The organism is Ginsengibacter hankyongi (assembly GCF_008710285.1).
GTDB classification, from domain to species: Bacteria; Bacteroidota; Bacteroidia; order Chitinophagales; family Chitinophagaceae; genus Ginsengibacter; species Ginsengibacter hankyongi.
In genome coordinates this window covers 2,149,550-2,174,010 of sequence record NZ_VYQF01000001.1, presented here as the reverse complement: position 1 = coordinate 2,174,010, position 24,461 = coordinate 2,149,550, and the positions used below count along the sequence as shown (strand labels likewise).

The following is a 24,461-nucleotide window of genomic DNA, read 5'->3' as shown; positions in this document are numbered from 1 at the left end:
TTCGATTTACCCTAAAGAAACTATTAATTTAAAAATGAGGTTATGAGCCAGATTAATTATGTAACTCACGAGACATTTGAACAAATGAAAGCTGAACTTCAACACATGAAAGGTGTTGAAAGGCCTGCGGCATCAAAGGCTATAGGTGAAGCCCGTGAAAAAGGCGATTTAAAAGAAAATGCGGAATACGATGCGGCAAAGGAAGCCCAGGGAATACTGGAAGCCAAAATAAAACAATTAGAAACTATAATTGCTACGGCAAGAATTGTAGACGAAAATGCCATAGATACCAGCAAAGTTTCAATTCTTACTAAAGTTACTCTTACTAATCTTGCGACAAAAAAACAAGTTACTTACCAGATTGTATCTGAAAAGGAAGCCGATCTTAAGTTGCAAAAAATTTCAGCGGCTTCACCAATTGGGAAAGGGTTACTTGGTAAAGCGGTTGGAGAAACTGCAGAGATAAAAGTTCCTGCCGGAATGATAAAATTTAAAATAGAAAATATAACCGCGTAGAAATAGTATGACTGTTTTTTCAAAGATAATTAAAGGAGAGATTCCCTGTTATAAGATTGCGGAGAACGAAAAATTCTTTGCATTTCTCGATATTAATCCTTTGGCTAAAGGGCATACACTTGTTATTCCAAAACTGGAGATTGATAACTTTTTTGATATGCCTGGCGATTACCTTAAAGATATTTTAGAATTTGCAACGCCCATTGCAAAAGCAATAGAAAAATCTTTTGATTGTAACAGGTGTGGAATAAGTGTTGTCGGCCTTGAAGTACCTCATGCACACATGCACCTGGTTCCTATAAATAATGCTGATGATTTAAATTTTACAAGAAAAAAATTACATCTTTCACAGGAAGAACTGAAAGCAGCACAGCAAAAGATTTTAAAAAACCTATAAGCAGGCTTGTGTTCTATTTTATTCTTTTTGGATTTTGTACTAAAAAATCTTTCCATCCATTTAGTCTTTTAGATGTGCCTGCAATGGGACTATTACCTTGAAAGTGATGACAGACAGCAACTGCAAGGGCATCGGTTGCATCAAAATAGCGCGGATTTTCTTCAAAGCTTAACAACCGCTGAAGCATCTTCAATACCTGTAACTTATCAGCATTACCGTTTCCTGTAATTGATTGTTTTATTTTACGCGGAGAATATTCTGTAACGGGCACTCCGTATTGCATCGCTGCAGCAATCGCTACTCCCTGCGCCCTGCCCAGCTTCAGCATACTTTGAACATTTTTTCCAAAAAAAGGCGCTTCTATTGCCAGTGCATGAGGAGTATGTTCTTTTACAAGTGTACATACCTTTTCATGTATCGTTTGTAATCTCTCGTATGCATCTTTTTTTGAAGAAAGTTTTAAGACGTCCATCATTATTAAGTTTACACCTTTTGAAGAAACTTCTATAATACCATAGCCCATTAAAATAGTTCCGGGATCAATACCTAAAATGATTTTTGAATTTTTATGCAATTGAAGATTATTTTTGGCGTTCGCAACCATACTTGTTAATGCCTCATAAAAGAATACCTTTCTTGTGCAAAGCTAAATGATCCGTGCCCGCAAAAATATCAAAATAATATTCAGGTATGTTATTGCTCCCTTACTGGGTGCATGGCTTTTTTATTCATTGTATAAACAAATAAAAGGTCAACCCGATCTCCGGGAGTCTATTCATCTTATTAAGGAAGCGCCTTTTGGTATACAGGCATGGAAATTTTGGTTGGTTATTTCACTTGTTTTTGTCAATTGGGGATTCGAAGCAAAAAAATGGCAGGTGCTCTTGAAGACACTTAAGCCCGTTAGTTTTTTTACCGCTTACAAATCGGTTTTAAGTGGTGTTGCGCTTTCAATAAATATGCCTAACAGAATAGGAGAATATGGCGGGCGAATATTGTATATCCCCGAAGGCAAACGAATCAGGGCAATATCATTATCTATTGCAGGTAGTATAAGCCAGCTTATTATTACTTTAATAATGGGCTGTTGTGGTTTGGTATATATTATTTTTTACCAGGGCGACAACCATACGGCTGTTATGGGCCTTCCGGTGTTTTGGCTAAAGACCTTATTATTTTTATCTTCAAGTGCAGCAGTAATTATTGTTCTATTTTATTTTAGATTGTCATGGCTTATAAAGCTTATTGAAAAAATTCCTGCGGCAGCAAAGTATGTGCAGTACATAAGCGTACTCGATAATTTTAATGCCAAATTATTGTTAAGGTTACTTTATCTTTCTTTCTTTCGTTATGTTGTTTTCGTCATTCAATATATATTACTGCTACAGGTTTTAGATGTATCAATTTTATGGATAAATGGCTTTTGGATTATAAGTATTCTTTTTTTAGTGCTGGCAATTGTACCTTCATTCGCAATCGCAGATCTTGGGATACGAGGAAAATTCAGTACAGAACTATTAAGCTTTTACAGCACAAATACCGTTGGTATAATAGGTACTACATTTGGCATCTGGTTTATCAATTTATTTATCCCTGCACTTGCGGGAAGCCTTTTAATATTAGGCATAAAACTTTTTAAAGACAATAGCTAAGATTGAAAACAATTACCACAATACTTATTTTACTTTTTGCATTTACAACAAGAGCCGGAGATGAATTTTGCGGCACAACGAATACAGCTTTTAATGCGGGGGAGGTTGTAACTATGAAAGTGTATTATACTACGTTAGGCATGTACGTTGCCGCAGGTGAGGCAGTTTTTTCTACGAGCCTGGAGCGATTTAATGGCAAGCCGGTTTATCATTGTGTAGGTACAGGATCATCATATCCTTTTTTTGATAACTTTTATAGGGTAAGGGATAGGTATGAAACATATATTGATACAGCATCTATGCTGCCGGTGAAATTTATTCGTAACGTGGATGAAGGCGGAACTAAATTTTACGATAACGTAACCTTTAACCATAATGCAGGAACAGCAGTCAGTACCAAGGGTGTATTTAAAATAGGATCCTGCATACAAGATGTTATTAGCGCAACCTACTATGCACGCAACATTGATTTTAATAAATACAAGCCCGGAGATAAAATTCCTTTTGATATGTTCCTGGATAATGAAACCTACCATCTTTACCTGAAGTATGAAGGAAAGGAAAATATTAAAACCAGGTATGGAAAATTCAGGGCTATAAAATTTAAACCTCTATTAATTAAAGGGTCTATTTTCCAGGGTGGCGAAAAAATGAATGTATGGGTGAGTGATGATGAAAACCATTTATTGTTAAGAGCCGAAAGCCCTATTTCGGTCGGCACTATTAAGGTAGATATGATGGGATATAGAAACCTACGGCACCCGCTTAAATCATTAATTAGTTTCAGGTAAGTCAGTTCATTGTTTCTTCTTTTCTCCAGTTTTTATTCTTATTAAAAGAAACACCGAAATTCCAACAATAAGATATAAAACTGAAAGGAAAATATTTTCGCCTTTTGAAAGAACAACTCCTTTAATTTGTTCTTCAACAAAAAAATAAGTGATAAATCCCATACTTAACAGCAGTGTTACCAATAATATATTTTTCATTTAAATCTCTTCAAGCTTAAATATTTCTTTACTACGAACACCCCTGTCCGTTAGCTGAAGATTACAGCATTCAATGTTGGGGTCGTGTTCAAAAAAAAGTATATAATCGTTTTGTTGGGCTTCAGTAATTAATTGCTTTTTTTCCTTAAGCGTTTCCAATGGCCTGGTATCGTAAGCCATGATATAAGGTACAGGAATGTGTGCTACTGAAGGCAGCAGATCCGCCATGTAAATTATGGTTTTCTCTTTATATTGTACTTGTGGCAACATCATCGATTCGGTATGCCCGCTTACAAAACGGATCTTTATTTTTTGCGAAAATTCAATCCCATCATTCGTTTCAATAAATTTTAATTGACCGCTTTCTTTTATAGGTAATATATTTTCTTTTAAAAAACTTGCTTTCTCCCGGTCATTAGGATGTGTGGCCCATTCCCAGTGTTTTTCATTGCTCCAGTAAGTTGCGTTTGCAAAAGCCGGAACTAATTTTTCTCCTGCCCTTTCTATTGAGCCACCACAATGGTCAAAATGAAGATGCGTTAAAAAAACATCGGTGATATCTTTTTTTGCAAAGCCATATTTTGCAAGGGATTTTTCCAAAGTGTCGTCTCCGTTTAAAAAGTAATATCCGAAAAACTTATCATCCTGCTTATATCCCATTCCGTTATCAATAAGTATTAACCGGTTTCCGTCTTCGATAAGCATACAACGCATCGCCCAATTGCACATATTATTTTCATCAGAAGGATTAAGCTTTGTCCAAATACTTTTTGGCACTACGCCAAACATAGCACCGCCATCCAACTTAAAATACCCGGAATTAATAGAATAAAGTTTCATTAGTTATTAAGCCACTTGCAGCTCAGGTTGTTGTTTTATTAATGTATATAAAAAGATGAAAAATGAAATAATAAAATAGGTCATTAAAAATAAAACCGCGTTTCTCATTCCACCCAATCCTTCAGTTACCATGCCAAATGTTATCATGCCAATAACGGTGCTTACTTTATCACAAACATCATAAAAGCTGAAATAAGAAGCTGTATCTTTTGTAGGCGGCATTAGTTTAGAATAGGTGGAGCGTGAAAGCGATTGTATGCCGCCCATAACAAGTCCAACGGTACCCGCAAGGCAATAAAATGCGATTTCGGTATAAACGAAATATGCCCATGCACAAATGCCTGCCCAAATGAGCACACCAACTAACAACACTCTCAGGTTGCCTATTTTTTTAGAAAAAAATGAAAATAAATAAGAGCCGCCTATAGCAACAATTTGAATAATTAAAATAGTAAGTATGAGTTTTCCTCCATTTGCTGCGTCTGTTTCTTTATTCCCGGTATTCGGAAAAATTTGCTGTTTGGCAAACAATGCAGCTGAATACATTACTGTTTCAACGCCCATACCTAAAAAAAAGAACGCTGCTAAAAAACGTTTTAGGGTAGGTTGATGGGTTAATTCATTCCATACTTTTCTTAATTCTGCATAACCTTTCGTAAAAACATTGTGGCTTTTAGAAACAGGATTGGCCTTGCTTTTGGGTAAAACGGCAAAAGTGAATTGCGCAAAGCCCATCCACCAGATTCCCGTTAAAAGAAAAGATATTTGTGATGCTTTGGTTGAATTGGCAATACCAAACATGGCTGGTTTGGTAACCATCGCTAAACAAATTAACAGTAATAGAACACTGCCCACATAACCTAACGCAAACCCTTTTGCACTTACTTTGTCCTGGTCTTTTACTGCAGCTATTTCCGGTAAATACGCATTGTAAAAAACTATGCTTGCTCCAAATCCTATAGAGGCTAAGATAAAAAGAACGATGCCAAGCTGGGGATTATCGGGTTGAAACCAATACATGGCGCAGCAACTTAATGAACCCATATAGCAAAAGAATTGCATGAAGCGTTTTTTATTTCCAAACGCATCTGCAATAGAAGACAATAGGGGCGATAACAACGCAACGGCCAAAAAAGAAATTGCAACAGCGTAATCATACAGTGCAGATGGCTGATCAAATACTCTTCCTAGAAAAACAATTCTTTTTCCTGAAGTAACTCCTTCATAATAGGCTGGAAAGATGGAAGAAGTTATAACAAGGCTATAAACTGAATTGGCCCAATCGTACATTGCCCAACCGTTTATAACTTTTTTTGAAGCAGTTTGCATGTGTAAATGAATGATTGCTCAAATTATGAAAATTTGTTTGGAACAAAATAGAAGCGTTTTAATAAAAATCGCGATAAATTCCAATTAAGGTTTTAAGTATCCGGTCCAAAGCATAATAAGTAAAATGATACCTACCAATACCCTGTAAATGCCCCACATTCTAAAGCCATATTTTTTTAGCATTGTTATAAAAAACTTTATGGCCAGGAGTGCAACCACGAATGCTACTATATTTCCTATTGTGAGAATTTTAATTTGGTCAGATGTAAAAGCGCCGTATTGTTTTATGTACTTAAAAATTTTATATACGGTGGCGGCCAGCATGGTTGGCACTGCAAGAAAAAATGAAAACTCAGCCGCCGCGCTCCTGGTAAGTTTTTGTTGCATCCCGCCTATTATCGATGCTGCACTTCTGCTTACGCCCGGTATCATTGCTATACATTGCCAGATGCCTATGATAAAGCCTTTGGTATAAGATACTTCACGTTCATTATGAATTTCCGGATTCTTAAAAACGTTATCAATAAAAAGTAAAATAATACCGCCAGCAAGCATAGTTATAGCAACCGTGATTGAACTTTCCAGCAAGTCATCAATTTTAGAAGAAAATAAAAAGCCGATTACTAATGCAGGAACTACCGCCACTGCAAGTTTTACATAAAATTGCCAGCGTGAAAAATCAAAAAATTTTTTCCAGTATAAAACAACTACCGATAAAATAGCGCCTAATTGAATCGCCACGGTAAACACAGTATTGAAAGCGTCATCCCCAATGTTTAATAATTTTTCTGCAATAATCATGTGCCCCGTTGATGAAATAGGAATAAACTCAGTAATCCCTTCAACGATACCAATAATAACAGATTGAACAATATTCATTTTGAAAGATTAAAAGCAAATAAACAAAAAAGGCGATGATAATATCACCGCCTCACGTTATTTTATAATCAAATTATTTGGTTTTTTTCATTATGGCAAAAATTTCTAACAGTAAACCCGCCACAATTAGTATAGGCGCCACCGTTATGCGCATAGGGCTGTAAATGTCTTTATCATTAAAAGCACCGGGATTGCCGCTTTTACCGCCCGCCATTAAAAAAAATCCTATAGCCATAATCACCAGGCCAATAAGCATCCATTTGTAATTGTCTTTCGTAAAAAGAATATTTTCTTCGGATGAGGTTTGTACAGGCACGTTTTTTACAGTGGTGGTAGTTTTTTTTGTCGGTTGTTGTGTTGCCATTTTGAAATTTGAGTTTGCAATATTAATGCATTAAATAAAAATGTTAATCAATTAATACAAATCGTCCAACTTCATTTTTAGATACTTTAATACCGAACGATGTGTGCTGAAAAGTGTAATAAAAAGACCAAGAATAATGATTCCTGCAAAAATCAGGAACATATTTTTTGTATCATGAAGTACCCGCAAATAAGGGATGAATTTTTCTGACAGGCCTATAAAACCTACCATCAACCCAATTGCAATACCTGATGCAATAAGCCCGTTTACGATAGCCCTGCCGTCGAGTGGCCTCGCTATAAACCCACGGGTGGCGCCCACCATTTGCATTGTTTTAATTAAAAAACGATTGCTGTACATGGCCAGCCTTATTGTATTATCAATTGAAACGATAACAAGTAGTGATAGTATGATTGCCACAACAAGCAAAACAAGTGTAGTATTTTTTACAAACTGGCTTACGCTTGCCACAGTTTCTTTTGGCGTTTGAAATTCAGAGACTGTTGTAGGGTAATTGGTAAGTAAATAGTTTTCGATATGGGCGAGGCTATCCTGGTCTATATAATTCGCCTTCACATAAAAATCAATGCTTTCCGGTAAAGGATTATTTATGGCAAGTTTTTTCCATAGCGTATCATTGTCTTTATTATATTTTTCAATAGCCTTTTCCCGCGTTATGTATTCTACATTCACCGCATAAGGTAAACTCTCAATATAAGTTTTTACTGAATCAATCTGCTTGGTACTTGCGGTGCGATACAGGTAGGCATGCAGCTGAATATTTTCCTTAAAATAATCTCCGGTTTTCTTAATATTAAGAAATATCCAGCCTACAACACCAAATAGAAACAATACAAGTGAAACGCCAATAATGGCATACACGTAAGATGGCTTTCCTCTCTTTGCAGATCCTTTACCAATTTGAGACATAAGTTGAATGATGGTTTAACAATACAAACTCATAACCAGGTAGTTTGACAAAATTAAATGTTTTTAAACAGTTTAGTATTTTTGTACATATACCTATTGTGCTAATGTAAATTACATATAGCATTACAGGGAATAATCAGTTAATGAATAACATTTCCTTCACAAATAAATAAGTGACGGCTTCGGATAATTTTCTTAGTAAGCATTTTTTGTTCTGAAGCAGATTTATAAGTTAATATTTGTCCTGGAGTAAAATATAAATTTAAGATTGAACTATAAAGAATGGAATACAATTTCAGAGAGATAGAAAAAAACTGGCAAAAAGCCTGGAAGGAATCAGGTGTATATAAAGTGAGTAATACTTCGGATAATCCAAAGTTTTATGTGTTGGATATGTTTCCTTACCCAAGTGGTGCAGGATTGCATGTAGGGCATCCGCTGGGTTATATTGCCAGCGATATTTATGCACGTTATAAAAGATTGAAAGGCTTTAACGTGCTGCATCCTATGGGGTATGATAGCTTCGGTTTGCCGGCCGAGCAATATGCTTTGGAAACCGGGCAGCATCCCGCCGTAACTACGGAAAAAAATATTGAGACTTTCAGGCAGCAGCTCGATAATATTGGTTTTTGTTTCGACTGGAGCCGTGAGGTACGAACCAGCGATCCCAAATATTATAAATGGACACAATGGATATTTCTTGAAATTTTTAATAGCTGGTACGACAGAAAACACAACAAGGCAAGAAGAATTGAAGACCTTATAAAAATTTTTGAGCAACAGGGAAATAAGGAAGATAACGGTCAACGACAAACGCAAAATTATTTTTCTGCTGACGAATGGAATAGTTTTTCCGGTGAACATAAACAGGAATTATTAATGGATTACCGGCTTGCATTTTCAGCCTTTGGAGAAGTAAACTGGTGTGAGGCTTTGGGTACTGTTTTAGCAAATGATGAAGTAATAAACGGAGTGAGTGAACGCGGCGGTCATCCTGTTGTGAAAAAGAAAATGCGCCAATGGTATTTACGCATTACGGATTATGCAGAAAGATTACTTGAAGGCCTGGAAACGGTTGAGTTTTCTGATGCTATGAAAGAAATGCAGCGCAATTGGATTGGTAAAAGCGAGGGGGCTGAGATGGATTTTGCTATTGCCGATTCACAATTGACGCTTAAAGTTTACACCACCCGCCCTGATACCATCTTCGGGGTAGATTTTATGGTGTTGGCTCCTGAGCATGAACTGGTAAATTTAATTACAACCGAAGAACAACGGTCAGCCATAGACGAATATCTTACTTATGTAAAAAGCAGGAGCGACAGGGAACGTATGGCTGAAGTAAAACAAATTACAGGATGCTTCACCGGCGCTTATGCTATCAATCCTTTTGACGGAAGGAAAATTCCTATCTGGATCGCAGAATATGTTTTGGCAGGTTATGGAACCGGCGCTATTATGGCTGTGCCTTGCGGCGACCAACGTGATTTTGATTTTGCAACACATTTTAATATTCCCATTACGAATATTATTGGTGAATATTTTAATGGCCAGGAAGCCAATCCTACCAAAGAAGCTTCGCTTACCAATTCCGGTTTTTTGAATGGAATAAAAATGAAAGACGCTATTGACGTAGTGCTGAACCGGATTGAAGAAGAAGGAATTGGTAATAGAAAAGTAAATTATAAAATGCGTGATGCCGGTTTTAGCCGCCAGCGGTATTGGGGCGAACCATTCCCGATTGTATATCGTGACGGTGTAGCCTACCCGCTGGAAGAAAAAGATTTACCAGTTGAATTACCTCATGTAGAAAATTATAAACCCGGCCCGGAAGGTGAAGGACCGTTAGCTAATATTCCTGAATGGGTTAATCTTGATAATGGCGAAAGAAGAGAAACCAACACCATGCCCGGCTACGCAGGCTCTTCGTGGTACTTTCTCCGTTATATGGATCCTCATAACGATAAAGAATTTGCTAACAGAAAAGCCACTGATTACTGGAACCAGGTGGATGTATACATCGGAGGAACCGAACATGCAGTTGGACATTTGTTGTACAGCCGCATGTGGACGAAAGTCTTGTATGATTTAGGATTTATTGGTTTTGATGAACCGTTTAAGAAGTTGGTAAATCAAGGGATGATACAGGGAAGCAGCAGGTTTGTCTATAGAATCTTACCATCCATTTTAGTTGGTATTGAATCAGTGGATAAAATGGAAAATATTACACCTGAACTTCCTCCAATTTTTTTATCTAAGTCGATTGTTGATACACTAGGAGGCTCAACAAATGATGCAGGCAAACTTTTTTTAATAATATCGGGTATATTACAAGAGATAGCAAGATATAAATATCCAGAATGGTCATTAACTACAATTTTTGCTAATCATGTTCCAATTCACGTTGATGTAAATATTGTTAATGGAGTTGAATTAGATATTGATGCATTTAGAAATTGGAAACCAGAGTACAAAGAATCAATTTTTATATGTGAAAATGGTATAGTTAACACTACTATTCCTTTCGGGGATTGGAAAGAGATGCTTCCAGTAGGTAATTATATATGCGACGTGGAAATAGAAAAAATGTCAAAATCAAAATACAACACGGTTAACCCAAATGATTTAATAGATAAATATGGCGCCGACACTTTCCGAATGTATGAAATGTTTCTTGGTCCAGTGGAAGCCAGCAAACCCTGGGATACCAAAGGCATTGAAGGCGTCCATCGTTTCTTAAAAAAATTATGGCGTTTATTTTACGATGATATCAAGGGTAAAGTTTGGAATGAGGAAAAGGCTACAGATGCCGAATTAAAAGTGTTGCATAAAACCATAAAAAAGATAGAAGAGGATACAGAGCGCTTTTCGTATAACACTGCCGTTAGTGCCTTCATGGTTTGTGTAAATGAACTCATAGATTTAAAATGTCACAAGAAAGAAATACTTGAACCATTGCTTATTTTACTAACCCCTTATGCGCCGCATATTTCTGAAGAATTATATCATTCATTAAATAATAAAACCACCATTCTTGATGCGGCTTATCCAAGGCTGGAAACAAAATATTTAATTGAATCTGAAAAAGAATATCCGGTTTCTATTAACGGAAAAATGCGGACAACCATTACAATTTCATTAGATGCTTCACAGGATGAAGTGGAAAAAATTGCTTTAAATAACGAGATAGTGCAAAAGTGGCTGGAAGGCAAACAGCCTAAAAAAATAATTTTCGTAAAAAATAAAATGATAAATATTGTTGTCTGATACCAGGTAATCATTTTTAAAATTTAATAATGCCCGTGAGAGAGCATAATTTGCTTGAGCTTTTAAAAAAGTTCTCAGAACAATTTCACCCGGTTGTACCATTCAATCCTGCAAAAGAAAAACTAATACTTTTTGATTTTACCGAAAACAATGCAACTTTAAAAGAAATTGATCTTTCTGATACTGAAAAATTCTGCGACTTCATAAATGGTCTTTTGCAAAAAGCAAATGCAAAATTTGGAGCCGGTGGGTATAATGAATTAAGGAATTTATATTCAAGAAGTCCTTTGTTTGATAATAATGTCAATAATCACTTTTCAGAAATTGAAGAACCGCGGAGGCTTCATCTCGGCATTGACATTTGGGGAGCAGCAGGTACCCCAATTTTTGCGCCTCTTGACGGAACTGTGCACAGCTTTGCATTCAATAATAATTTTGGTGATTATGGAGCTACCATAATTTTACAGCATGAATCGAAAGAGGTAAAGTTTTTTACGCTATATGGACATTTAAGTCTTCCAGATTTACAAAATATAAAAGAAGGTGATTTTATAAAAGGCGGACAACTATTTGCGCATTTTGGCGAGCCCGCAGAGAACGGTCATTGGCCGCCGCACCTGCATTTCCAGGTTATAGAAGACTTGGGAAATTATAAGGGAGATTATCCCGGTGTTTGTAAATTCAGTGAACGAGAGAAATATTTAGCGAATTGCCCTGATCCGGATTTTATTTTAAATATGAATCGATTTCAAATGTAATAATGTTTAATTCTATTGCCGTTCTGCATACTATCTTCTCTTTTTTTTCGTATATGACTGAGTATCTGAATCCTGTATGCACAGTTTTCAAACCTATTTCCTAAAAAACTGTTTATAAACCAATACCAAATCAAAAACATAACTTTGCAAAGTAAAAAATTGAGCATGGAGATTAAACCAGGCAAATTATTAGCAAATATTGACAGCCCCGCAGATTTAAAAAAGCTCAGCAAAGAGCAGTTGCATGAGGTATGTGATGAATTACGCCAGTATATTGTAGATGTGGTAAGCGTGCATGGTGGTCACTTCGGGGCAAGCCTGGGTGTCGTAGAACTAACTGTAGCGCTTCATTATATATTTAATACTCCTTACGACCAATTGGTTTGGGACGTTGGCCACCAGGCTTACGGGCATAAAATTCTTACAGGAAGAAGAGACAATTTTAAAACCAACAGGAAATACAAAGGTATAAGTGGCTTCCCCAAGAGAGCAGAAAGCGAATACGATGCATTTGGCGTAGGGCATTCATCCACTTCTATTTCTGCGGCACTCGGCATGGCCATGGCGTCCCACTATAAAGGCGAAGTTGACAGGCAACATGTTGCCATTATCGGGGACGGCGCAATGACAGCGGGTATGGCTTTTGAAGCACTGAACCATGCCGGTATCGAAAAGAGTAACATCCTTATTATTTTAAATGATAATTGCATGAGCATCGACCCGAACGTTGGTGCTTTAAAGGAATATCTTACAGATATCACAACATCTCATTCTTACAATAAACTTCGAGATGATTTCTGGAAAGCCCTGGGTAAACTGCCCGGCGAAAGGCTCTCACGTAAGATTGTTTCAAAAATGGAAGCTGCATTGAAGGGTATGGTTAGTAAAAGCAGTAATCTTTTTGAAGCGCTTAATTTACGATACTTCGGCCCGATTGACGGGCATAACATTACAAAGCTGGTAGATACTTTAAAAGATATTAAAGACATACCCGGCCCCAAATTGTTGCATATAAAAACAGTAAAAGGCAAGGGCTACGAACTGGCTGAAAAAGATCAAACCAAATGGCATGCGCCCGGATTATTTGATAAAATAACCGGTGAAATTTATAAGAAAACATTTGATCTTCCACAACCTCCGAAATACCAGGATGTATTTGGCTATACCATTATTGAGCTTGCTAAAAAGAATGACAAAATTATGGGCGTTACACCTGCTATGCCCAGCGGAAGCTCATTAAAATATATGATGGAACAAATGCCCAACCGTGCTTTTGATGTAGGCATTTGCGAGCAGCATGCAGTTACGTTAAGTGCAGGCCTTGCAACGCAGGGAATGAAAGTTTTCTGTAACATATATTCTTCGTTTATGCAACGTGGTTATGACCAGGTGGTGCATGATGTTGCTATACAAAATTTACCGGTTGTGTTTTGTTTAGACAGGGCAGGGCTTGTAGGGGAAGATGGTGCAACACACCACGGTGCTTATGATATTGCATACATGCGCTGCATTCCCAATATGATTGTAAGTGCACCGATGAATGAAAGCGAACTCCGTGATTTGATGTACACGTCACAATTGGAAAAAATAAAAAATCCTTTTGTAATTCGTTATCCACGGGGCGAAGGTGTAAAGGCAGAATGGAAAACCGAAATGAAAGAAATTACAATTGGAACAGGAAGGAAATTAAAAGAGGGTGATGAAATAGCAATTCTTTCTTACGGGCATCCCGGAAATTTTGCTGCAGCTGCCATAAGAGAAGTAAAATCGGAAGGAATAAATCCCGCCCACTACGATATGCGTTTTGTAAAACCTTTAGATGAGAAAATGCTTCACGAGGTTTTTAAGAATTATGCTAAAATAATTACCGTTGAAGATGGAACAGTTAAAGGCGGTTTCGGTTCTGCAATTTTAGAATTTATGGCAGAACATAATTATAATGCATCAGTAAAAATTTTAGGAATACCTGATACAATAATCGAACATGGTACTCTTAAGGAGTTATATAACGAGATTGGGATAGACGCAAATCATATTGCCGAAACTATAAGGGATATGGCTAAAATTGAAGTGAATAAACTTATCAGCTAAAAGAAGTTTATTTACTCGCTCTGCCGCATCTTTTCTGCTCGTTTCAATCTGCAGGAACTGCCTTCATAAGTACATAAGATAATTTTTTGAATTGCACAGGGTACCCTGTGCAAAAGATAATCTATTCCCAAAACTTAATTCTGTATTTACTGCATCAATTTAACCGGTTTTACAGCACGGATTCCCGGGTAATCAGGTAGTCGTGTCCCCGGATATAAATTTTTTTTCATCACAGCCTGAAAGGCTGTAAATTTATTATGTCATCTCAATTTTCCTCAAATTAAATTATTCATCATGGCAAAGTCATTAAAAAAAACTTCTCCTAAAGCCGCCAAACGTGCCCCTGTGAAAGGTACAGCTAAAGCATCAGCAAAAAAGACGGTAGTAAAGGCAGTAAATAAAACAACAAAAACTGCCCCCAAAAAAGCATCGAAAGGAGTCGCTAAAAAAGCGATTAAAAAAGTAGCTAAAAAATCGGCAACAAGCCCCGCAAAACAAACGGGCAAAACATTCCTCGTCATTTACCATGCGCCCCTGGACGCCCTGGCACAAAACGCCAATTTATCCCTTGAAGACCAGGCAGCAGGTATGGCCCTGTGGCAAGCATGGGCCGAAAGGTGTGGCACAAATCTCCTTGACATGGGTGCACCACTCATGAACGGCAGGCAAATCGGCGCAGAAGGCGAACCCACGACAAGCACAAAGGAAGTGGCAGGGTATTCTTTACTCTCAGCAGAAGATTGGGATGAAGTGATGAGCCTTCTTGAAGATCATCCCCATATTTCCGGCTGGCATCCGGCGGCAACTATTGAAATTCACGAGACCATGGAAATGCCGGGAATGTAACTACCGGTGCAGACTAAACGATGTAAAAGACCCTTCTCCATCATTCCGGTTATAATACACCTGGAGTAACGGGAAGGGTTAATCGAATTTGATATAATAGTTGTTGCTCAATTCTTTGCTTTATTAGCCAACTTCATATTAGCTGAAACACTAATGCGCTAACTTACTGTAGCTATTTCTTTTATTATTCTTGTCTTGGTTCACACTATTAGAGTGAATGTACCGCGGATATCATTATATCCTCAAGGCTCAACGCAACCCTTTTAAGTTTTCCTTCACTAAATTAACTGCCAATTTTGGCAATGCTTTAAGAAATCTTCTGTTAATTTCATTGCATCAATATATGAAGTGGTGTTTCAATAAATACCGTAACAGGTTAATCAAATCAAAAATCGCTTTCTGCCTATAAGAGACAGTTTTTACTTTTAAACTACAACGCCGGGCACTAAACTTTACTTCAAAAAAAATTTAAGGAAATGTTGTGAATGATGTAAGTAGCGGCATGCATTTTTTTGAGTCATACAATCTATTTACCACCAGTTAAAACTAAAGAGTAGCCCATGGAAGCAACTACAAAACCCACATTTTGGCAACGTTCCGGCGTACAGAGCTGGTTCCTGAAAAAGGAAACTGGTTTTACCGAAACCGCGTCTATGACCCCAGACCTTGTATATAAATATATCATAGAAAAATTCCGGGAATCTGTTGCGGAGCTTTCATTTGCAGACCGGGTAATATTTTATCATGAATACATTATTTGCTTCAGCCGGCCCGACTATAACAAATTTATGGACAATAACAGGGGAATATTTTCGCTGATTATAAAAGAATCTGTAAAAGCATTCTATACGATCTTACAGGAGTATCGGCAAAAAGGAAAAAAGGTCACCGCATCCGCTAATAAATGGGTGTTCCGGTTTGTTTCCCATCCTGATTATGAAAAAGGAGATAAGAGCTTTATCGGAAAATTGTTACCCGGTAATATTCTTCAAAAAGAAGAAAATCTCCGGGTTACTTTCATTCCGCGCCAGACAGGGATTGCTCAAACATTTGACATTGCAGACGAAATATTAAAAGACTTTACGTATTACAGTGATGGCTATTACGAGATCCCGTGGCAGGACAGCCCGGTATTGGGAGACGTAAATGATATAAGCAAACCTAAATACTTTGCCCGAATGGAAGCTACTCTCCCTGAAAAAGAATATGCCGGCAAAAAGCTGGAATACCTAATTAAAGATGAAGCCTTTTTTGTAGCCGGAATTGATGAAAAGCAGGGCCAACCGGGTGTATTCCGTATTCCCTCTGAATGGGTGTCCACGCCACATCTTTCTGTGCGCTATGATAAGAATACGGATAAATTTTTCCTTGCCTCTTTTGGTGAGAAAACCATTGTGAATGAAAATGAAGTTAAAAACAGCTATAAAGATTCACCTCTCTGGACTGATCTTCCTATGAACTCGAAGATCGTTTTGAATGGAATTGTATCTATCAACATCTTCAAAACATAACATGGATAAACTATTGGCGATAGGATTATTGGTGATCAGTATTGTATTACTGGTGGCTCATTTTTCTGACATTAAGCAAACGCACAAAAATGGCTGACTATTTTTATGGCATAACGGATAAGGGCAAACGCCGGGAAAAAAATGAGGACACTTTTTTTACCCGGGAAACTGCCAATAAACGGTTTCTTATAGCCGGTGTTATCGATGGTGTGGGCGGTTACACGGGCGGTGACATAGCAGCAGGAATCGCCCGTTCTGTTATCATAAAGAACCTGGAAACACTTTCGGAAAATGTGATGGAATCACTTCGCCAGGCCATCATAACAGCCAATGCGAAAATAGACGAGGGAAAGAAAGAGGAACGCAGTAATGGGCAAATGGCCTGTGTACTCACCTGCGTGGTGGCCGATATAAAAAATAACAAATGCTGGTATGCCCATGTAGGTGATACGAGGATCTATCTGCTAAGGGATCATTCGCTGGTAAAAATATCTAAAGATCATTCTGTCGTGGGCTTTTTGGAAGAATCGGGACGGCTATCAGAAGAGGAAGCCATGCGTCATCCAAGACGCAACGAGATTAATAAAGCCCTTGGATTCGAAGAAGATATTAGTACGCCGGAGGATTTTATTGAGACGGGCGAATCGCCTTTTCTCCCGGGAGATCTCCTTCTCTTATGCAGTGATGGCCTTACAGATATGATTAGCTCGGCAGCTATCCTGAAGGTGTTAACGGCTAAAAAAAGCCTTACTACAAAAGCAAAGGCATTGGTTGATGCTGCGAATGAGGCCGGCGGGAACGACAATATAACTGCGGTATTAATTGAAAATAATAATTGGCCAAAAGAAAAACCCGAACCTGTAATCGTTGAGCGAAAGAAAAACGAAGCTGCCGCGCCTGCTTCCACAAATGGAACTACACCCGTTCCTGAAACAAAGCCTGCTAAAAAGAAAGGCCGCGGGCTTATTGCGTTTTTGATTCTCCTGTTCATTGGCCTGGCTGCTGTTTCTTTAACCGTAGCTTTTCATAGAAATAAAAAGCCTGTTGTCAGCCATGAAATCCGGGCGCAAACCCTGAAGAAAAAAAGTGAACAGTTGCTTCAATTGATCGCTAAGGTCAATGATTCATCAAAAAGTATTACGCTACCAAAGGGACAAAAAATTTCTGACATGAATGAGCCGCTGCTAATCAAGAAAGATAGTTTCTACCTGGCGGGTAACGGAGCTGTTCTTATTGCAGATAGTTCGTATAACGGGCCCGCTTTCATTATAAATACTACGGCCAAACATATTGTGCTCGACAGCCTTATATTTGAAAATTTCGACGTGGGTATTGTTGTGCAAAAGAATAATATAACGTTCAGGCATGTACGCTTTGTTAATTGTCGTGTACCTGTACAGTATTTGTTATCATTTCCCGATTCGGTTGTATCGGGGAGATTTAAAGATTCAATATTTATCACGCTATCAAAACCTAAATAAAGAATGTCAAATTCCGGTACATGGTTTAGGAACAGGAAAACAGAGCGCATTTGCCTGGTGCTTATCAGTATCATTATGGCCCTGCTTTTCTGGAAATTGTTTTCTGTGTTGCAACGCGATTTTGACGAAGTAAATGCCCGCCTGGAAAATGGCACTATGATTAACCTGAATGGCGATAAGCCAGGTGAAGCCATGACCGCGGTATTAAAAAAGGGGATGTATTTTGAAGACCCAAAAGACATTGCATTCATTGCTACAACAGTGGCCGCCGAAAAAGAACCTGGCTCTGTCATTGACAATATCGGTACGCTAAATAAGAAGCCGTATTTTGTTAATGCTGATGAAGCATTTTTAAAAGGCGGACAATCGTTCAAAAGACGGGTGGAGTTATCAAGAGACCTGTTGGGATTTTCCCAATCCGATTCCCTGTCTTTTGAAAAAGAACGAAAGCATCCATTGAATGTTCCCGCACAAACGAATGTGAATTTAGGAACAGGTAATATTTCCGGCACGGTTAGAAACCAGGATGGCCAGCCTGCTTCCGGCGTCCTACTCAGGTTGAGATTGTTGGTACCACAGGATAGTAGCAATATGGCTAATCAGGATCAAGACGAAAAAAATATCATACAATTTAAAAACGGCATAAGAAAAATATTCACCCGCGACTCAGCCAAAAACCTGCAGTTGCTTTCGTTTAATGCCTACGCCCGTACCGATGCTTCCGGTAAATATATTTTTTCTGGCTTGCCTGCAAACAAATCTTATGAAATACTTCCGCTGCATCCCGGTTACGAGTTTGGACGCAGCCGTGGAACTGAAAAACTACAGGGCAATGCAACTTTTAATTTTGTTCAGTCCCCTCACATGATGACACTTTTCTCAGCAAAAGATTTCAACACACTCAAAAAAGAAAAAGCGTTTATAGTAAGGACACCACCGGACGTAACCGACTGGTTCCGGATCATCGTGGTAACATTCTTTGCCTCTTTCCTTTTGCTGCACCTTATCTTTTCAATCCGTTCACCCGGCCCCGATCAATTGCTCCTGCCGGTCATCATGATACTGACGGGTCTTTCTTTTATAACCTTGTTCAGTTTGCAGGATCCTTTGCGGGATCGCTTCCTGGTGAAAAGCACCTTTATTTATTTCTGCATCGGGATGGCGGCCATACTTGCGTTCCAGTTTATGAACCTGAAAAAGTTTACTCCCGATTCGGGCTTGTTCCGGCTGTTTATTTTTAAGAACGAAAGGAAGGCGGCTAACGGCTGGCCCTGGGCGCTGGCAGCAATGGGCTTATTGGGTCTCACCATCTTATTTGGTACCGGCCCGGAAGGAAGTGGGGTTAAAGTAAATCTTTTCGGGTTTCAGCCAAGCGAGATTGTAAAATACATGGTCATCCTTTTTCTGGGTGGTTTTTTCGCTGCCAACGAGAAGTTTATTTCAGAATACCCGTCATTTAATAAAAGATTGTCATTTTTTGTATTTGCTTTGATTGCTATTGTTGCCACCATTTTGTTATTCCTGGTAATAGGAGATCTTGGCCCGGCGATCATTTGCTGCTTCACATTCATTATACTCTTTTCATTTTCCCGTGGAGATTTTATGCAGGTTGTTGCAGCCATGATTTTGTATGCTATTGCTACCTGGGTCTTTAAAAATGTGTGGATCGCAACCGGCGTTACTGTGGCGGCGCTTGCCTTGTATATGCTACTTTCAAAAAAGAGACTAAGCGAATCAGCAGTAATGGCGCTGGTGGTAGTAAGCGGATTTTTATTGCTGGATCAGATCCCCGTGTTGGCTAAGATAATCCCTGGCCCTATACACAGGCTGGTAGACAGGAAGGCCATTTGGTCAGATCCGTGGAACAACCAGGTGTACGGGGGAGACCAGGTAGCCAATGGTATCTGGGCTATTTCCACCGGGGGTATTACGGGGCAAGGCGCAGGCGAAGGCTTTGCCAGGACCATTCCTGAAGCCCATACAGATATGATTCTTCCTGCTATTGGTGAAGAATTCGGATGGGCCGGTATCACGTGTGTCTTTATTTTATTCCTGGTGTTGCTGCATCGTTCCATTATTATCGGCCGGCAGGCAGGGCCACCCTTTTTATTTTATCTGTGTGCCGGCGCAGGCATCGGCATTTTTGTGCAGTTTTTGTTGATAGCAGGTGGTTCTACCGGAGCGCTTCCCCTATCGGGCGTGGCGTTGCCATTTACCAGCTATGGAGGCACATCATTGTTATGCAGTATGATCGCGGCCGGCTTTTTGTTGAGCGTATCCCGTTTGAGCGGATCGCAGGCCCAGGTAAAATATATAGCCCAACGACAGGATAAAAACCTGGTACCGGCCCTGCTGGCAGCTTGTGTAGCCATTTTGCTGCTAATCGTAAATGTGTCTGGTTATACCCTCAATAAAAAGAAGTGGATTGTAGAACCAGCACTGGTGGCTGACCGCAGCGGCACCCGGATGTATAGTTATAATCCCAGAATAAGCATTTTAATGAACAGACTGCAGGCAGGAAATGTCTACGACAGGGATGGACGTTTACTCGCCTCGAGTGATCCTAGACTGGTGCAGGATCAAAAAGATTCATTGTTGGCCCTGGGAATACCCGCCGAAAATATAGAATCTCTTTCCTATAAAAGGCAGGCACGATATTACCCCTTTGGCGAATACATGTTTTTCTGGACAGGCGATGCCAACACCGGCATTTTCTCCGGCGGAAACAATGGATATTTTGCAGAGTACGCTCATGCGGCTGAACTCAGGGGCTTTCCTGCGCCGGTTGTAAAATATGCCGTTAGCGCCGACCGTTATCGCGAGGAAAAATTTTTACCGGTCACCGGAACAGAAATGACCGTAACTAAAAGGGATTTCTCCGCTCTTTCCGACCTGTTGACTGCAGGCATTAACAGCAATGAAGTGGCAGAGTTTAAAAAGCGCAACAGGGATGTAACTCTTGCAATGGATGCTGCCTTGCAAACAAAGATTGAACTAGCATTACAGCAGGATGATAGCGTCAATAAAAAGAGAGTATCTGTAGTAATAATGGAAGATAACACCGGCGATGTGCTGGCATCTGCCTGCTGGCCATTACCCCCTGTGAACGATTGGGACCGGCTAAGCCTTTCTGAAAATGACATCAATAAATTACCTGGGTGGAATGTGAATACTGATATTGGATTCACTCATGCTACGCAACCCGGATCAACGGCAAAACTGGTCACCGCAATGGCAGCCTTTAATAAGCTGGGGGCGGCAGCGGCAAAAAAAACGATTAGGGTGTATCCAAAAGACCTGATAAGGGTTACCGGCCCAGAACCAGATGAGGCTGGATTAATCACTATTGAAAAGGGCATTATAAAATCAAATAACTCATTCTTTATACGCCTGGCCAACCAGGAACAGTTGCAGGAAGATATGGCAACCTTGTATATGCAATCCGGGATGTTCCTGCACGGGGTTGGCGGTTATTATTTTGAAAATGATAACAACAATACATCGCAACAGGAAAAGTGGAGAACGCTTTGGAGAGAAACAGAATTTAAAAGCCTTAACCGCTATAACCCGGAAGATATACGCCGCACAAGAGCCCTCGGTATTTCAGGCATGGCGTGGGGGCAGGGAGAACTGGTAGCAACGCCCGCTTCTGTTGCACGTATCGCATCAGGAATTGCCAATAATGGTATAATGATACCTAACAGGTACACATTGAATATAAATGGAAAAGCAGTAACCCCTAAGCCCGGTGTGCCGATAGCAAAAGATTCGATTTATGCTCAGTATTTGTCAACTTATATGAAAGAACAAAGTGCTCCCCAAAAAAGCAAGTTTGGAATGTTGGTAGCCGGCAAAACAGGTACTCCCGAAAGAATCGTAAAAGGTGAAAGTATCAATGATGGCTGGTATGTTTTCTTTGCGCCAAATGCTAACGGCAACGGACACGTGGTAGTTTGCATACGGATTGAGGGGACCAGGGGCTCCAGTGATGCAGTGGCATTAGCAGGCGCACACATCATTCCATTATTACGTGAAAGTAATTATATAAAAAGCTTTGACCCGTTGAAGAAGCCGGTGCAAACACTGGAAGACACTAAGAACGAATTAACCATGAGTCACCCGGCGAAGAGTGGCAATTAAATTATTTAAAACTACTTACTGATATGTTTAATTTATTTAAAGAACGGCCGCACGACGTAAAAGGTATACGGCATATTTTATTGCAAACCATCAAGGAGAAATTGCAAAGAGCCCAGGGTGGTGAAGGGGGTAATATAATGGGCGTTTATCTTTTTATTAATTGCAGCGAGGCAGAAAAGCATTTGTACGAAGCAGCGGTATTTTCCAGTACTCCCGGGAAGTTTAAAGTAGAAGAGGTACAAAAAATTGCCGATGATTATGCCATTACCTTATCGACCTCTTTCAAATTTGAAGTTGCCTTTACCAATCTTTTCCCGCCACAGGCTGAGCTCATTGGTGAAATTGATGCAGCAATTTTTATATCAACAAAAAGATCAGGGCTGAGTAATAAAAAGAACAGGGCGTTTATAAAAGTGCTGAACGGTGAAGCAGAAAAAGAAACCTATCTAATTGATTCAGGTGCGGGAAGGATCAATATCGGCCGGGAAGCAAGGGTGCAGGCTACGGGAAATTATGTGAGAAAAAACGTAATTGCCTTTATGCCCACCGAAAGGAATCGATCTGTCAGCCGGCAGCATGCGCATATTGAATGGGAGGCAGACAGTAATTCATTTTTGGTTTTTGCCGACGAGGGCGGCATACCGCCCAACAATAAAATGAAGGTTCGCACCCCGGAAGGTGTTTTAATAAAAATGCAGGCCATTGAAGTAGGCCATCGCCTGCAGGAAGGAGACCAGGTAATTTTGGGGGACATGGCAGTACTCGAATTCACTTATTCAGGAGAAGACTAATTATGGCAAAGATTTTTACGATAACAGAAGGATTGGAAAACCTCGGTGCATTAAAATCAGGAGGACAGGGCTCCGTTTATAAAGCCAGGAAGACCGGCGAAATTATAACCGCGATAAAAATTTTACCAACCCCCATCGCCAGTGAAAGCGACGATGACAAGCATTTCATTTCTTTCCAGAATGAAGTGCAGAAATTAAAGAAGGTAAACGAAATTCCCAATCCAAACGTGGTAAGCATCATCGCTTCCGGCATAACAAGTTCCGGTAACCTACCTTATATTGAAATGGAATATATTGAAGGCCCTGACCTTGGGGATTTGCTGAAGCCTCCTTATGATCCCGTTTTTACAGTTAAAGAAACTATTAAGGTAGCAGACCAGTTAGCAAATGCTTTGGCGCATTGCCACCGGGCCAATATTAAACACGGCGATATAAAGAGCAACAACGTAAAATTTAACCAGCATACCGGCAATTACATCCTGCTGGATTTTGGTTTATCGGTAATGTCCGATGAACAGAGGCGCACCAGCATTCGCTATGCCGGAGCTATTGAGTTCATGGCACCGGAACAAAGCTCCGGTGAAACACTTACTGAAACAGATGTGTATAGTTTTGGAATTGTATTGTTTGAATTGCTGACGGGCAATGTTCCATTTCCTTTAATGAATAAAAGTGAAATGGCACGCAATACAGTAATGGTGGCACACATGGAAACACTGCCGCCGGATGTGATTTCACTACGTCGCCAGGCATTACCCGGTTATTGGAGCAACGAGAAACAGCAAAGGGAAATGGAGATTCCCGTGTGGCTCTTGAGCATGATCTATAAATGCCTTGAAAAGGATCCCGCAAAACGATTTAAGAACGGCGGAGAGTTGCAGGAATTCATTCATTTGGGAACCATTGGTGACGAAAGAAAAAAAGGCATTAATCTTTCTCTGGGAGAAAAGGCTACCATCCAGGCAGATGAATCCGCGCTGAAAAAGGAAATACTTACCCTTCAAACACGTCTGGCAGAAAAAGAGGAATTGCTGAAAGACCTGCAATACCTGGTGGATACCCGGGACAAAGAGTTAATTGAAGCCCAATACTACAGTGCAACGAAACGGCGAGGCGTATCAAAATCCTTGTTTTTCCTGGTGCTAATCGCTGCACTTGGCCTGGCTGGCTTTGCGGCATACGATACGTTTTATAAACCGGGTAAGCCAATTCCAACTGATACGGTTGCGCAGACGGACAATAAATTACCCGAGACTACAGATTCAATCACTGCCGTTACCGATAAGCCCATAAAAAAAGTCCGGGAAAAATTAAAAAAGAATTCAAATACGCGAACACTGGCGACAAGCCAAATGCCCGTGAAAAAATTGGCGCCTGTTCCGGATTCTACATCTGGCGGAGATAAAGTTTATACGGGGGATAAATTTACCATCCTCAATACCGCCTATTTTTATGATGCGCCTGATAAATTCAGGCGGACTGCCATTTACTTAACTCCCGGCGACGCCACGCTTACCTTATCCGGTGAAACAGACGAATTCCGCTACGCAGTTTTTACCGACGATAAAGGCCGGGCCATCAAAGGCTGGTTGTTGAAAAAGGATTTTAAGCCTGCCAGTGATTATTGACTTGATGTTAGAAACTTCCTGATTTTTGTTCCTGGACGAAAAATTGTTTAGG

20 protein-coding genes are annotated in these 24,461 nt (G+C 39.6%); 13 read left to right on the top strand and 7 right to left on the bottom strand.

Going from position 1 to position 24,461, the window contains the following annotated elements:
* Positions 1-42 precede the first annotated feature (42 nt).
* Complete coding sequence (greA, locus tag FW778_RS09225) at positions 43-516, top strand: transcription elongation factor GreA (protein WP_150414305.1); 474 nt, start codon at positions 43-45, stop codon at positions 514-516.
* Positions 517-523: 7 nt separating this feature from the next.
* The gene (locus FW778_RS09220) at positions 524-913 is read left to right on the top strand and encodes an HIT family protein (RefSeq protein WP_150414304.1); all 390 of its coding nucleotides are present in this window, start codon (positions 524-526) and stop codon (positions 911-913) included.
* Between the two features lie 13 nt (positions 914-926).
* Here the strand turns inward: FW778_RS09220 and ruvC are convergent, their stop codons facing one another.
* On the bottom strand, positions 927-1,517 hold the full coding sequence (gene ruvC / locus FW778_RS09215; protein ID WP_150414303.1) for a crossover junction endodeoxyribonuclease RuvC: 591 nt from the start codon (positions 1,515-1,517) through the stop codon (positions 927-929).
* A gap of 46 nt (positions 1,518-1,563) precedes the next feature.
* Here ruvC and FW778_RS09210 point away from each other — a divergent pair, with 46 nt between their 5' ends.
* Positions 1,564-2,565 (top strand): lysylphosphatidylglycerol synthase transmembrane domain-containing protein, encoded by a 1,002-nt coding sequence (locus FW778_RS09210; RefSeq protein WP_150414302.1) that lies wholly within the window; start codon positions 1,564-1,566, stop codon positions 2,563-2,565.
* A gap of 2 nt (positions 2,566-2,567) precedes the next feature.
* Complete coding sequence (locus FW778_RS09205) at positions 2,568-3,356, top strand: DUF3108 domain-containing protein (RefSeq protein ID WP_235906165.1); 789 nt, start codon at positions 2,568-2,570, stop codon at positions 3,354-3,356.
* Between the two features lie 6 nt (positions 3,357-3,362).
* On the opposite strand, the gene FW778_RS09200 is transcribed toward FW778_RS09205, so the two are convergent.
* The 6 genes from FW778_RS09200 to FW778_RS09175 form a co-directional block, all read right to left on the bottom strand.
* A complete protein-coding gene (locus tag FW778_RS09200; RefSeq protein WP_150414301.1) occupies positions 3,363-3,554 on the bottom strand; it encodes a hypothetical protein in 192 nt (63 codons plus the stop codon).
* Positions 3,555-4,394, bottom strand: a complete 840-nt coding sequence (locus FW778_RS09195; RefSeq protein WP_150414300.1) for an MBL fold metallo-hydrolase — start codon at positions 4,392-4,394, stop codon at positions 3,555-3,557.
* Positions 4,395-4,400: 6 nt separating this feature from the next.
* A complete protein-coding gene (locus FW778_RS09190) occupies positions 4,401-5,723 on the bottom strand; it encodes an MFS transporter (RefSeq protein ID WP_150414299.1) in 1,323 nt (440 codons plus the stop codon).
* 84 nt (positions 5,724-5,807) lie between these two features.
* On the bottom strand, positions 5,808-6,602 hold the full coding sequence (locus FW778_RS09185) for an undecaprenyl-diphosphate phosphatase (RefSeq protein ID WP_150414298.1): 795 nt from the start codon (positions 6,600-6,602) through the stop codon (positions 5,808-5,810).
* A gap of 73 nt (positions 6,603-6,675) precedes the next feature.
* Positions 6,676-6,966, bottom strand: coding sequence for a DUF3098 domain-containing protein (locus tag FW778_RS09180; RefSeq protein WP_150414297.1), 291 nt, complete (start codon positions 6,964-6,966; stop codon positions 6,676-6,678).
* A gap of 51 nt (positions 6,967-7,017) precedes the next feature.
* A complete protein-coding gene (locus FW778_RS09175) occupies positions 7,018-7,896 on the bottom strand; it encodes a cell division protein FtsX (protein ID WP_150414296.1) in 879 nt (292 codons plus the stop codon).
* Positions 7,897-8,178: 282 nt separating this feature from the next.
* On the opposite strand from FW778_RS09175, the gene FW778_RS09170 reads away from it, so the two are divergent.
* The 9 genes from FW778_RS09170 (at position 8,179) to FW778_RS09130 (ending at position 24,409) form a co-directional block, all read left to right on the top strand.
* Positions 8,179-11,163, top strand: a complete 2,985-nt coding sequence (locus tag FW778_RS09170) for a leucine--tRNA ligase (protein ID WP_150414295.1) — start codon at positions 8,179-8,181, stop codon at positions 11,161-11,163.
* 29 nt (positions 11,164-11,192) lie between these two features.
* On the top strand, positions 11,193-11,921 hold the full coding sequence (locus tag FW778_RS09165) for a peptidoglycan DD-metalloendopeptidase family protein (RefSeq protein WP_150414294.1): 729 nt from the start codon (positions 11,193-11,195) through the stop codon (positions 11,919-11,921).
* 165 nt (positions 11,922-12,086) lie between these two features.
* Entirely contained in the window at positions 12,087-14,012 is a 1,926-nt protein-coding gene (dxs, locus tag FW778_RS09160; RefSeq protein ID WP_150414293.1) for a 1-deoxy-D-xylulose-5-phosphate synthase, read from the top strand.
* A gap of 294 nt (positions 14,013-14,306) precedes the next feature.
* Positions 14,307-14,858 carry a hypothetical protein gene (locus FW778_RS09155; protein ID WP_150414292.1) on the top strand — a complete coding sequence of 184 codons (552 nt, stop codon included), beginning with the start codon at positions 14,307-14,309 and terminating at the stop codon, positions 14,856-14,858.
* Positions 14,859-15,418: 560 nt separating this feature from the next.
* Positions 15,419-16,369 (top strand): hypothetical protein, encoded by a 951-nt coding sequence (locus tag FW778_RS09150; RefSeq protein ID WP_150414291.1) that lies wholly within the window; start codon positions 15,419-15,421, stop codon positions 16,367-16,369.
* A gap of 89 nt (positions 16,370-16,458) precedes the next feature.
* Positions 16,459-17,850, top strand: coding sequence for a protein phosphatase 2C domain-containing protein (locus FW778_RS09145; RefSeq protein WP_150414290.1), 1,392 nt, complete (start codon positions 16,459-16,461; stop codon positions 17,848-17,850).
* Between the two features lie 3 nt (positions 17,851-17,853).
* Positions 17,854-21,990, top strand: a complete 4,137-nt coding sequence (locus FW778_RS09140) for an FtsW/RodA/SpoVE family cell cycle protein (RefSeq protein ID WP_150414289.1) — start codon at positions 17,854-17,856, stop codon at positions 21,988-21,990.
* Between the two features lie 23 nt (positions 21,991-22,013).
* The gene (locus FW778_RS09135) at positions 22,014-22,781 is read left to right on the top strand and encodes an FHA domain-containing protein (RefSeq protein WP_150414288.1); all 768 of its coding nucleotides are present in this window, start codon (positions 22,014-22,016) and stop codon (positions 22,779-22,781) included.
* 2 nt (positions 22,782-22,783) lie between these two features.
* Entirely contained in the window at positions 22,784-24,409 is a 1,626-nt protein-coding gene (locus tag FW778_RS09130; protein ID WP_150414287.1) for a serine/threonine-protein kinase, read from the top strand.
* The last annotated feature ends 52 nt before the right edge of the window (positions 24,410-24,461 follow it).

Excerpts from the sequence above, each read along its gene's own strand:
- greA (WP_150414305.1), top strand. The coding sequence starts at position 43 with ATGAGCCAGATTAATTATGTAACTCACGAGACATTTGAACAAATGAAA.
- FW778_RS09220 (WP_150414304.1), top strand. The coding sequence starts at position 524 with ATGACTGTTTTTTCAAAGATAATTAAAGGAGAGATTCCCTGTTATAAG.
- ruvC (WP_150414303.1), bottom strand. The coding sequence starts at position 1,517 with ATGGTTGCGAACGCCAAAAATAATCTTCAATTGCATAAAAATTCAAAA.
- FW778_RS09210 (WP_150414302.1), top strand. The coding sequence starts at position 1,564 with ATGATCCGTGCCCGCAAAAATATCAAAATAATATTCAGGTATGTTATT.
- FW778_RS09200 (WP_150414301.1), bottom strand. The coding sequence starts at position 3,554 with ATGAAAAATATATTATTGGTAACACTGCTGTTAAGTATGGGATTTATC.
- FW778_RS09195 (WP_150414300.1), bottom strand. The coding sequence starts at position 4,394 with ATGAAACTTTATTCTATTAATTCCGGGTATTTTAAGTTGGATGGCGGT.
- FW778_RS09190 (WP_150414299.1), bottom strand. The coding sequence starts at position 5,723 with ATGCAAACTGCTTCAAAAAAAGTTATAAACGGTTGGGCAATGTACGAT.
- FW778_RS09185 (WP_150414298.1), bottom strand. The coding sequence starts at position 6,602 with ATGAATATTGTTCAATCTGTTATTATTGGTATCGTTGAAGGGATTACT.
- FW778_RS09180 (WP_150414297.1), bottom strand. The coding sequence starts at position 6,966 with ATGGCAACACAACAACCGACAAAAAAAACTACCACCACTGTAAAAAAC.
- FW778_RS09175 (WP_150414296.1), bottom strand. The coding sequence starts at position 7,896 with ATGTCTCAAATTGGTAAAGGATCTGCAAAGAGAGGAAAGCCATCTTAC.
- FW778_RS09170 (WP_150414295.1), top strand. The coding sequence starts at position 8,179 with ATGGAATACAATTTCAGAGAGATAGAAAAAAACTGGCAAAAAGCCTGG.
- FW778_RS09165 (WP_150414294.1), top strand. The coding sequence starts at position 11,193 with ATGCCCGTGAGAGAGCATAATTTGCTTGAGCTTTTAAAAAAGTTCTCA.
- dxs (WP_150414293.1), top strand. The coding sequence starts at position 12,087 with ATGGAGATTAAACCAGGCAAATTATTAGCAAATATTGACAGCCCCGCA.
- FW778_RS09155 (WP_150414292.1), top strand. The coding sequence starts at position 14,307 with ATGGCAAAGTCATTAAAAAAAACTTCTCCTAAAGCCGCCAAACGTGCC.
- FW778_RS09150 (WP_150414291.1), top strand. The coding sequence starts at position 15,419 with ATGGAAGCAACTACAAAACCCACATTTTGGCAACGTTCCGGCGTACAG.
- FW778_RS09145 (WP_150414290.1), top strand. The coding sequence starts at position 16,459 with ATGGCTGACTATTTTTATGGCATAACGGATAAGGGCAAACGCCGGGAA.
- FW778_RS09140 (WP_150414289.1), top strand. The coding sequence starts at position 17,854 with ATGTCAAATTCCGGTACATGGTTTAGGAACAGGAAAACAGAGCGCATT.
- FW778_RS09135 (WP_150414288.1), top strand. The coding sequence starts at position 22,014 with ATGTTTAATTTATTTAAAGAACGGCCGCACGACGTAAAAGGTATACGG.
- FW778_RS09130 (WP_150414287.1), top strand. The coding sequence starts at position 22,784 with ATGGCAAAGATTTTTACGATAACAGAAGGATTGGAAAACCTCGGTGCA.